Annotated in this window: 9 protein-coding genes and 2 tRNA genes; 7 read left to right on the top strand and 4 right to left on the bottom strand. The window is 67.6% G+C overall.

The genetic code is table 11. From position 1 onward, the window contains the following. Nucleotides 1-188: hypothetical protein (locus tag AB0J67_RS23995; protein WP_363485668.1), on the bottom strand; the 188-nt coding region annotated here is incomplete at its 3' end. Between the two features lie 623 nt (nucleotides 189-811). Here AB0J67_RS23995 and AB0J67_RS23990 point away from each other — a divergent pair. The 7 genes from AB0J67_RS23990 (at nucleotide 812) to AB0J67_RS23960 (ending at nucleotide 8,616) form a co-directional block, all read left to right on the top strand. Then, nucleotides 812-1,096: a hypothetical protein gene (locus tag AB0J67_RS23990; RefSeq protein WP_363485667.1), complete on the top strand. Its 285-nt coding sequence runs from the start codon at nucleotides 812-814 to the stop codon at nucleotides 1,094-1,096. Between the two features lie 91 nt (nucleotides 1,097-1,187). Further along, a complete protein-coding gene (locus AB0J67_RS23985) occupies nucleotides 1,188-3,275 on the top strand; it encodes a cell division protein FtsK (protein ID WP_363485666.1) in 2,088 nt (695 codons plus the stop codon). 394 nt (nucleotides 3,276-3,669) lie between these two features. Next, on the top strand, nucleotides 3,670-3,981 hold the full coding sequence (locus AB0J67_RS23980) for a hypothetical protein (RefSeq protein WP_363485665.1): 312 nt from the start codon (nucleotides 3,670-3,672) through the stop codon (nucleotides 3,979-3,981). An 885-nt stretch (nucleotides 3,982-4,866) separates the two neighbouring features. Continuing rightward, nucleotides 4,867-5,766 (top strand): bifunctional DNA primase/polymerase, encoded by a 900-nt coding sequence (locus AB0J67_RS23975; RefSeq protein WP_363485664.1) that lies wholly within the window; start codon nucleotides 4,867-4,869, stop codon nucleotides 5,764-5,766. Further along, complete coding sequence (locus AB0J67_RS23970; protein WP_363485663.1) at nucleotides 5,763-7,085, top strand: DUF3631 domain-containing protein; 1,323 nt, start codon at nucleotides 5,763-5,765, stop codon at nucleotides 7,083-7,085. Before AB0J67_RS23975 ends, AB0J67_RS23970 begins: the two co-directional genes overlap by 4 nt. Nucleotides 7,086-7,225: 140 nt before the next feature. Beyond that, nucleotides 7,226-7,456, top strand: coding sequence for a helix-turn-helix domain-containing protein (locus AB0J67_RS23965; RefSeq protein ID WP_363485662.1), 231 nt, complete (start codon nucleotides 7,226-7,228; stop codon nucleotides 7,454-7,456). Then, nucleotides 7,453-8,616 carry a tyrosine-type recombinase/integrase gene (locus AB0J67_RS23960; protein WP_363485661.1) on the top strand — a complete coding sequence of 388 codons (1,164 nt, stop codon included), beginning with the start codon at nucleotides 7,453-7,455 and terminating at the stop codon, nucleotides 8,614-8,616. Before AB0J67_RS23965 ends, AB0J67_RS23960 begins: the two co-directional genes overlap by 4 nt. A 67-nt stretch (nucleotides 8,617-8,683) precedes the next feature. Here AB0J67_RS23960 and AB0J67_RS23955 read toward each other — a convergent pair. The 3 genes from AB0J67_RS23955 to AB0J67_RS23945 form a co-directional block, all read right to left on the bottom strand. Continuing rightward, nucleotides 8,684-8,759, bottom strand: a tRNA-Ala gene (locus AB0J67_RS23955). A gap of 25 nt (nucleotides 8,760-8,784) precedes the next feature. Next, nucleotides 8,785-8,913, bottom strand: a complete 129-nt coding sequence (locus AB0J67_RS23950) for a DLW-39 family protein (RefSeq protein ID WP_212840211.1) — start codon at nucleotides 8,911-8,913, stop codon at nucleotides 8,785-8,787. 24 nt (nucleotides 8,914-8,937) lie between these two features. Further along, nucleotides 8,938-9,011: transfer RNA gene (locus tag AB0J67_RS23945), tRNA-Ile, on the bottom strand. Between the last annotated feature and the right edge of the window lie 278 nt (nucleotides 9,012-9,289).

Below are 9,289 nucleotides of genomic sequence, written 5' to 3'. Positions count from 1 at the left end.
CGCAGGTCGAGGGGTCTTCCCGCGCCCGCTGCGCGCCGTCGACGTCCACCGCGCCGCTCGTGCAGCCGGCCCTCCCGGCCGGCGACCCAGGCCGGACCCACCTCGGCCAAGACCAGCCGCAGATGCCGCCGGGAGATGCCCGTGAACACCGGGTGGCTGAAGACACGACGAGCCCATCGACGCGGCATCCAAAAAGGATCTGCGATCGGACCAGCAACCGCCACCGTCAGCTATTGCGCACAAGATCGTTAGGCGCTTGCGGCCGGCCCGATGTGGCTCGACACCGGGCCAACCCCCTCAGCCCGTTGTCTCACCCCGGACTGAGAAATGCCAGCCCACCGCCTTGTCCAGAGCGGTGGGCTGGCCGCTCCTCGAACCCCTTCTTGGAGCAGCTGACCCGATGACCTTGGGCGTAATCGGGCTAACAACGCAAATCGTAGCAACTTGCTGAACGGCGGTTAAGGGGAGTCCGCTTGTCGCTGTTGGGTGGCTGGCCCGGTGACGGCACGGGGAGCGCCACCGGACCAGCCCGCCTCAGCGCAGCCCTGTGAGTGACCGCTGAGGCTGCCGCCCGGCAGCGGCTGTGACCTCGTCGCCGGGCAGTCGCTCTCCCAGACATCCCCCGGGAAAGCTGTCGACGCATGTATCCGGGCCGGACCGGCGTCGACTGTCCACATTGTAGGAAACACTTAACGATGCCTAAGCGCGGGGGTGCCGATTGCGGCGCTGGCCGCCTCCTGACCCGCCGGGCGCTGCCGCGCGGCGGGTGCGGTGGCCGCCAGACAGGCGAACCGAGAGGAAGGAAACCCGAATGCTGCACATCGACAACCCGACCCCGGCCCAGGTGCTGATGCTGCGCGCGGAGCGTTCCGCGCACCGCTGGCACGTGGCCCTGCTCGTCACCATCGTCGCTGTGTCGGTGACGTTCACGGCGTGGCTGGCCGACGCCCCGAACTGGGCCGAGCTGGGCCTGCTGGGCGTGACCGTGGCCGTGCTGGGAGTGGCCAGTGTGTTCAACCGTGCCTACCGCGCCGACCTGGCCCGCATCTGCGACCTGATCGAGCAGGAGCGCGCCGCCAGCGCCGTCCAAGGCTGAGTGCCCTAGCCGGGGCGTGACCTTCAGTCGCCCGAACCGCAGGTCACGCCCCTTACACCCCTCCAACCTTGAAGGAAGGTGCACGCTCATCATGGCAATCGACGAGAACAACCCGCGTGACTGGGACGCGGGCATGTCCGAACTCCTCGACCAGGCCCAGCCCGCCATGTCCCACTTCGACGTGGCCCTTGACGAGCAGCCGCAGCGTGGCGGGATGCTGGTCGAGCAGCCCGAACCGGCCGCGCCGCGCCGCGCGGTGATCCCGCCGGTGCTGCGCTCCTGGCCCGCGCTGCGCGCCGAGACGGCCAACACCGCAGGCCGGTGGGCGAATGTCGCCGCGTTCCACGCCGTGCGTGGCCCGTGGTACGCGGGCAAGGCCGCGTTCTACGCGCTGGCGGGCGGGTTCAAGCTGACCGGACGCCAGTTGCGCTGGTGGTGGGTCGATGAGGCCCGCATCCTGGAGCAGGCCGCCGCCAACGCGGGCGACGGTGCGATGTGGCAGAAGGTCCACCGCGAGGGCAAGTCCACGCGCACGTTCCGTGGCCTGGTCCTGCTGGGCGAGGCCGCCGGGCTGGCGGTGGGCGTGCCGGTGATGGTGGCCGCCGCGCCGTGGTACGCCACCGCCGGTGTCGCGGTCCTGGCCGGGCTCGGGCTGGCCGCGATCGGCAAGCCCGCCGGAGCCTCGATCGTGTCGCGAGCGCAGGTCGCGTCCCGGTTCCGGAAGCTGAACCCGGACATCGTGCTGCGTGCCTACTACGCCGCCGGGTTGGGCCACCCCGACAAGGCGGGGCAGCAGATCGCGTTCGGGTCCACCATGGCCCGCGACCCATCCGGCACCGGCTCCCAGGTCGTCATTGACCTGCCCTACGGCAAGGGTCTGGACGACGCGGTCAAGGCCCGCGACAAGATCGCATCCGGGCTGGATGTGGCACTGTCGCAGGTGTTCATCAGCCGCGACCCCACCTCGCATCGCCGTCACGTGCTGTGGGTCGCCGACCGTGACCCGCTTGCTTTGCCGGCCGGGCGTACGCCGCTGCTGCGGTGCCAGCCCGCCGACATCTGGCAGCCCGCGCCGTTCGGGCTGGACGAGCGCGGGCGTGCGGTCGCACTGGACCTGATGTGGAATTCCATGCTGGTCGGGGCGTTCCCCCGGCAGGGCAAGACGTTCGCCGCGCGCGCCCTCGCGCTGTACGGGGCGCTGGACCCGTACGTGAAGCTCACCGTGCTCGACGGGGGCGGCAAACCCGACTGGCGACGGTTCTCCCTGGTCGCCGACCGGTACGCGTTCGGGCTGGCCATAACCCGCGACGGCGACCCCGTCGAAACGGTCCTTGAAGCGCTGCGGGAACTGAAGGAGGACGTGCAGGCCCGCTACGAGAAGCTGTCGCGGCTGCCGGTGGACGTGTGCCCGGACGGCAAGCTCACCCGCGACATCGCCCGCAACCCCAAGTATGCGATGCCGGTGCGGATGGTCGTCATGGACGAGTTCCAGGAGTACTTCGACCTGGGCGAGCAGTCCAAGGAGATCGCATCGCTGCTGGTATACCTGGTGAAGGTCGCCCCGGCCGCCGGGGTCATATTCATCGACGCCACGCAGCGGCCGTCCGGGATCGGCAACGGGCAGATCGCCACCCAGTTCATCAACTTCCGCGACAACCACCAGGTCAGGTTTTCGCTGCGCACCGGCTCGTGGCAGATGTCGGACCTGGTCCTCGGGTCCGGCGCGTACGGCGAGGGCCACGACAGTTCCACGCTGCTGCCGTCATACAAGGGCGTGGGCATCCTGCGCGGCGCAACCGACGAAACCCCGACCGTGCGCACCTACCTGGCCGACGCCGACGACGCCGAAAAGATCCTCAAAGCCGCCCGGATCATCCGGGAACACGCCGGAACCCTGTCCGGCATGGCCGCCGGCGAAACCGTCGCCCGGCAGCGCCGCGACGTCCTCGCCGACGCCGCGGCGATGTTCACCGGCGAGAACGGCCTGTCCTGGCTTCAGCTGGCCGAACGGCTCGCCCTTCGTCTGCCCGAGCACTACGCCGATCTCACCGCCGAAACGATCTCAGCCCAACTCCGCGCGCTGGGACTACCGAGCGTGAATATCAAAGAGGACGGCCGCGCCCTCAAAGGCGTGAAGTTCATCGATATTAAGGCGGCGATTCACCACCGCGACCGGTAGCGGCGACCCTGCTACCGGTAGCGGCTGCGCTACCCGGCCGCTACCCACGCCACCAGCCAACATTGCCGCTGGTAGCGGGTAGCGGGCCTACCCTTCCGCACCCAAAATCCGGCCCTCGGAGGCACCTGATGGCACCCCAAGCCGCTACCGCTACCACCTCAGCCGCCCTCACCGCCGCGCTCCTACTCATCACGATCGCGGTCACGGTCGGTTACGCCGGACTGTGCTGGCTGCTGCCGTTCCGACCCTGCCCGCACTGCCAGACGACCGGCTACACCCGCACCGCCGTGCTCAAGCGCTCCCACCCGTGCCGCCGTTGCAAAGGCGACGGCGTGCGGCTGCGGACCGGCCGACGCCTGTTCAACCATCTCGCTCGCCAGTACCGGAACACCCGATGAGCCGCGCCCTCACCAACGGCCGCCCCGGCCATCGCGACACGGGCGGGCACCCCGACTGGTGCGAGGGCGCTCACCACTGCACCGCCAACAGCCTGCCGTCCGGTGAGCACGCATCACGGCCCGAGGTTTGGATCACTGACATCGGCCGGTTCATCGGCACCCGCTACCGCGACCGCGCTGGCCGCGACCGCATGGAACTGCGGATCGTGCTCGACCTCGCCGAGGACGAGCGCATCGCCCAGGCCCAGTGCCGACACCTAATGGCCCTGGCCTGCAAAGTTGTTTCTCGCGCCTTCGGGCATGCCTAGCTATCAACTACCTGAGTGTCGCCAGAGCCTCCAAACTCATGGCGATTGGCCGCTGGACGTGCCCTCGCTGGTCGGATCCTCTTCTGGTGTCCGCAGTCCTTGCAACCATTGTCGCCTAGCCATTCTTGTCAGAGTAGAGAATTCGAATGCCAATCTGAAACTCTGACCCAAGAGCGGGAAACTTCCATCCGAAATGAGTCCGCCGTCAGGGGTGCGGACCCATTGCATACCTGCGTTGTCAGAAAAGTAGAGCACGTGTTGGTAGGCATAATGAACGAGCGGCTCATGCCTTTCACCGGAGTCCCGCTCAAGCACGGCAATCTCGACCAACTCACCCGGGCGAACAGCAGCAGATTGCCATGCACGTAGGTCTTTCAAGCCATCGGGCGAGTCGATCGTTTCTGGGAATAAATCGATACAGCTTGTATATAGGCAACTGCGAAGCATTGAATATCTTGAGGCATCGGCTTAATCGATCAAACCAGAAACCGACACTCTCCGCTTGCCGACGTCTATTCTCGGCCATCTGTTCCTGGCGTGCCAGCTCCGCTTTACGGTCCCGTTCAGATTCCACTTCGAAGAGCCCGTAAGCGAAATATCCGGCGATTCCAGCTAAGACCATGCTGCCGAGTGATCCGATAGCACCACCTAGCGACCCTAGTGCATCTACAACACTCCAAAAGTCCGCCACAGCCGGACATTAACGCCCACAGTCAATGATCACCAGATCCGAATGGGGGAATCGGGCTACTTGCTACACCGCAGTAATTGGCCGCCAGGCCATCAGTAGCTGCCGTGCCCTGCCGATACGTCAAATCGATCCGTCGTTTGTGGGAAGGAGCCCGGAATGCTCGATCAAAGAATTTGTGAGCTAGGCGGCCGCCGATGACACACTCCCTAGTCGCGGCTGCGCTGCGTTACGCCGCCAACGGCTGGCCGACCTTCGTTCTCGGCAGGGCCAAGCGGCCGGTAGCGCTATGTGAGACCTGCGAGGCCGCCAGACAGTCGGGGAAGCCTCACGACCGGGAAGAGTGCCCATGCCTGACCTGCCACGGGTTCTACGCTGCCACAACCGACCCTGACCGCATCGCCGCCATGCTGGCCGCCGTACCGTACGGCACCCTCGCGATCCGCACCGGCGCGGCCTCCGGCCTGGTGGGCATCGACGCCGACCCCGCCCACGGCGGCATGGACTCACTCCGCGGGCTCATCAACCGCGGGCTGCTTCCACCAACCCGCTACGTACGTACCGGCTCCGGTGGGTTGCACCTGTACTACTGCCACCCCGGCCGCTCGATCCCGTGCGATCAGGGCAGGCGGCTCGGTCCCGGCCTCGACGTACGCGGAGACGGCGGTTACCTGGTCGCTCCGCCCTCGGTTCATCCCCGCACCGGACGCCGGTACACGTGGGCTGACGAGACGGTGGCGGTCAGAGATATGGCCCCGGCGCTAGTGGACGCCTGCGTAGTCGAGCTGCGCCTCTCGCCCGCGCACAGTGCCGGCCGAGCGCCGTTGCCCGTGCGCAGCGCGGGGGCCATATCCCACCCCGACCGGCTCATGGCCGTCCTGTGCGATCGCATCCACCAGGCGTCAGAAGGCCGCCGCCGCGTCACTCTCTACGGCTGCGCACGCGGCGCCGCGCTCATCGTCGCCGCAGGCCACATGACAAGCACCGAGGCCTACCTCGCGCTCGTGGCCGCCTGCGACGCCGCAGGCTGGCCGTGGGCCAAGTCCACCCCCAACGCCATCCGAGACGGGTTCGCCGCCGAAGGAGTGACACTGTGACCCGACCAAAGAAGGACCGGCCCGCCATCGACGGCGCAGCCCTGCTCGACCGGCTCCGCGCCGCAATCAGCCAGTACGTCATCCTGCCCAGCGCTGAATCCCTGGACGCCGTAGTCCTGTGGATCGCAGCGACCTACGCGCTACCGGCGTGGGCGTGCGCGCCCCGACTGGTCATCCGCGCACCGGAGAAGCGCTGCGGCAAGTCTCGGCTGCTCGACCTGGTCGAAGCCGCCTGCCACAACCCACTGATCACCGTCAACGCCAGCCCGGCCGCGGTATACCGAGCCATCGGCATGGACGACCCGCCAACGCTGCTCATCGACGAGTACGACACCATCTTCGGCCCGGCCGCCGCCGGATCGGCCGAAGACCTCCGCGGGCTGCTCAACGCGGGCCACCAGCGCAACCGCCCTGCGCTGCGCTACGACGCCAACTCCCAGCGAGTGGAGAAGATCCCCACCTTCGCCATGGCGGCCATGGCAGGTATCGGCGCCGCCCCCGACACCATCGAGGACAGGGCTGTGGTCGTGCACATGCGCCGCCGGGCCGGGCGGGAGAAGGTCAAGCCGTGGCGCATCATGCGCGACCGGCCCGTCGTCGCCGCGCTCGGCGTGGAGCTATACGACTGGCTAGCCGCGAGTCTGGACCTGCTGCGAACGGCTGAGCCGGTCATGCCAGTGGAGGACCGTGCCGCCGACACCTGGGAACCGCTCATCGCCCTAGCCGACCTCGCCGGAGGCGACTGGCCCATCCGGGCACGCACAGCCGCAGTAACGCTGACCGGTGCGAAGGAGGAAAACGCCGCGACCAGCGACCGCGTGCGGCTGCTGACCGACTGCCGGACCGTGTTCACCGCCGCCGACGCAGACGCGCTGCCCACCGCGCAGCTCATCGAACGGCTTCGGGCGCTGGACGAGTCGCCTTGGTCCGATCTCACCCCACACAAGCTGGGCGCGCTGCTGCGCGAGTTCGAGGTGCGGCCGGTCACGATGCGGTTCCCGACCGGGCAGGCCAAGGGCTACACGCGGCCCGCGTTCACCGACGCCTGGGACCGCTACTGCGGGTCCGACGTCCCGCAGACACCGGGGGAAGCGTACCAACCGTACCAACCGTCCCAGCCCAGCTCAGACACGGTACGGAATCTTGACTGGTACGGATCGAAGCGTACCGCCCAAGATTCCGTACCAGCCCTGACGAGCAGTGGGACGGTTGGTACGGATGGTACGGATACCCCCCACCCACCGGGACACGGAGAGCCCGCCGCCCACGGCCGCCTCCGACTCGTGCGCGCCCAGGACCGTCCAACCGTCAGCGCCTAGCGCGTTCGCTCCAGCCCGCTGAGAGGGCAGGCGAGGCATCACGCATGCCTCGACATCGGTCAAGCAAAAATCTTGGCCGTACCGCACTCTCAGCGGACTCTATTCACGTTCATCAATAAAATCTCATGCTTGGAGGCATCGTGACCACCCCCGCCATCATCGCCCGCCCTACCAGTCCGAGAGGAGTTGCCGCCCTAGAGAAGCGCAGCGTCCGGCCCGCCGAGGCTGCCGAACTGCTCGGCATCTGCCGAGACACCGTGTACGTGCTGATGCGCGCCGGACGCCTCCGTTCCGTCAAAGCGGGCCGCGCCCGCCTGATCCCCGTCACCGCAATCGAGGAATTCCTGACCAGCGAAGAGGGCATGGCATGAGTGGCAAGAATCGCCGCGGGCACGGCGAAGGTTCGGTGTATGAGCAGCGGCCCGGCCTCTGGGCCGCTGTGGTCGATCTCGGCTGGATCGATGGCAAACGCCGCCGCAAGTACGTGTACGCCACCAGCGAGGCCGAGGCCATCAAGAAGCGTGACGAGCTGCGCCGGGCGCTCCAGCTCGGCATGAACCTGGCGGCTACGCCTCGCACGATCGCGGAGTGGCTGGGTGAGTGGCTGGCCGAGAAAGAGCGCGACGGCTCCACCAAGCCGACGACGATCGCGCGATACCGGCAGGTCATTGAGGGGCACCTGATCCCTCACCTTGGGCGAATCAAGCTCGACAAGTTGGCGCCACGCGACGTGCAACGCATGGTGGCGCAGCTGCGCGACAAGATGGCCGCCGCTTCGGTGGTGAAAATTCACGCCGTGCTGCGCGTCGCCCTGGCCGACGCTCTCCGCCTCGACCTGATCGAGCGCAACGCTGCGAAAGCTGCGAAGCTGCCGAAGCTCGGCCGGACGGAGCGCCGGGCGCTCACGCCGGCCGAAGCCCGAAAGCTGCTCACGAAGGTGTCGGGCGACCGCCTGGAGGCGTTCTTCGTCCTGGCGCTAACTACCGGGCTGCGGCGCGGCGAACTGCTCGGACTGCGCTGGATCGACGTAGAGACCGACGAGAAGGTGCTGTTCGTTCGGCAGACGCTCCAGCGGGTCAGCGGTCAGCTCAGGATCGTGTCGCCGAAGACGCACCGGTCAGCCCGGCCCGTACCCCTCGCGCGGCTCGCCTGCGACGCACTCGTCCGCCATCGTGAGGTGCAGGACCGGGAAATGGCGGTTGTCGGCGAGCTGTGGCGTGACTCCGGCCTGGTCTTCGCCAACACGCTTGGCGGACCCATGGAGCCGCGCAACGTCAACCGGCGGTTCGAGCAGGCGCGCAAGGCCGCAGGGCTGGAATGGCTCCGGCTGCACGATCTCCGGCACGCGTTCGCGACGTTCCTCCTCCACGACGGCCAGGAACTGCGGACCGTGATGGATCTACTCGGCCACTCCACGATCCGGCTCACGGCCGACACCTACGGGCACGTACTGCCCGCGAAGGCGCGCGACGCAGCGGACGGCATCGACCGAGTCATGGGCGAGGAGGGCGAGGCGAAGGAGCCCAAATAGCTAGATCAAAAAGTTCTAGGCTGTACCGGTGGCTGTACTACAGCCTTCGGTACAGCCTAGTTTTAGCTGGTGGAGCCTAGGAGAATCGAACTCCTAACCCCCGCCTTGCAAAGGCGGTGCTCTGCCAATTGAGCTAAGGCCCCGAGGGACGGGATCCCCGCCGTCAGATCAGCGGAGATCCGGCGCGGTGGTGGCCTCGTGCCACAGTGCCCGCTCGTCGTTGGCCGCCTTCAGCTTCTTGGCGACCAGCGCGACCGCAACGCCGACTCCGGCGACGATCAGCAGCTTCTTCCACATGATGAGCACCTTAACGCTCGGGAGTGGGGCTAGCTGGAATCGAACCAGCGACCTCAGAGTTATCAGCTCTGCGCTCTAACCGACTGAGCTATAGCCCCGTAAGCGACAACGAACCTTACCGCACCCGTCCGGGCTCTTCCAAACCGGTATCCCCTCCCCGCGTGGCGCACCCCCGAACCACCCCCCACCAGCCCAGAGTCCCGCCGGACCCGCACCCGCCATCCGGCCCACCGGCCGACCAGCGCCTCGCACCCGGCCACCGACGCCCGCGGTCCCAAGCCCAAACCCTTGGTGCCGTCGCCGAACAGCCCCAGGGTGGCCCACCCCACACCCGCCGGCACCTCAAGATCGCTGTCCCGTGTCACCGGGGCGAGTC

The organism is Catellatospora sp. NPDC049609, from assembly GCF_040675365.1.
In the GTDB taxonomy this organism is placed as follows: Bacteria; Actinomycetota; Actinomycetes; order Mycobacteriales; family Micromonosporaceae; genus Catellatospora.
The sequence above is the reverse complement of the archived record's forward strand: the minus strand, read 5'-3'. Positions and strand labels throughout refer to the sequence as shown.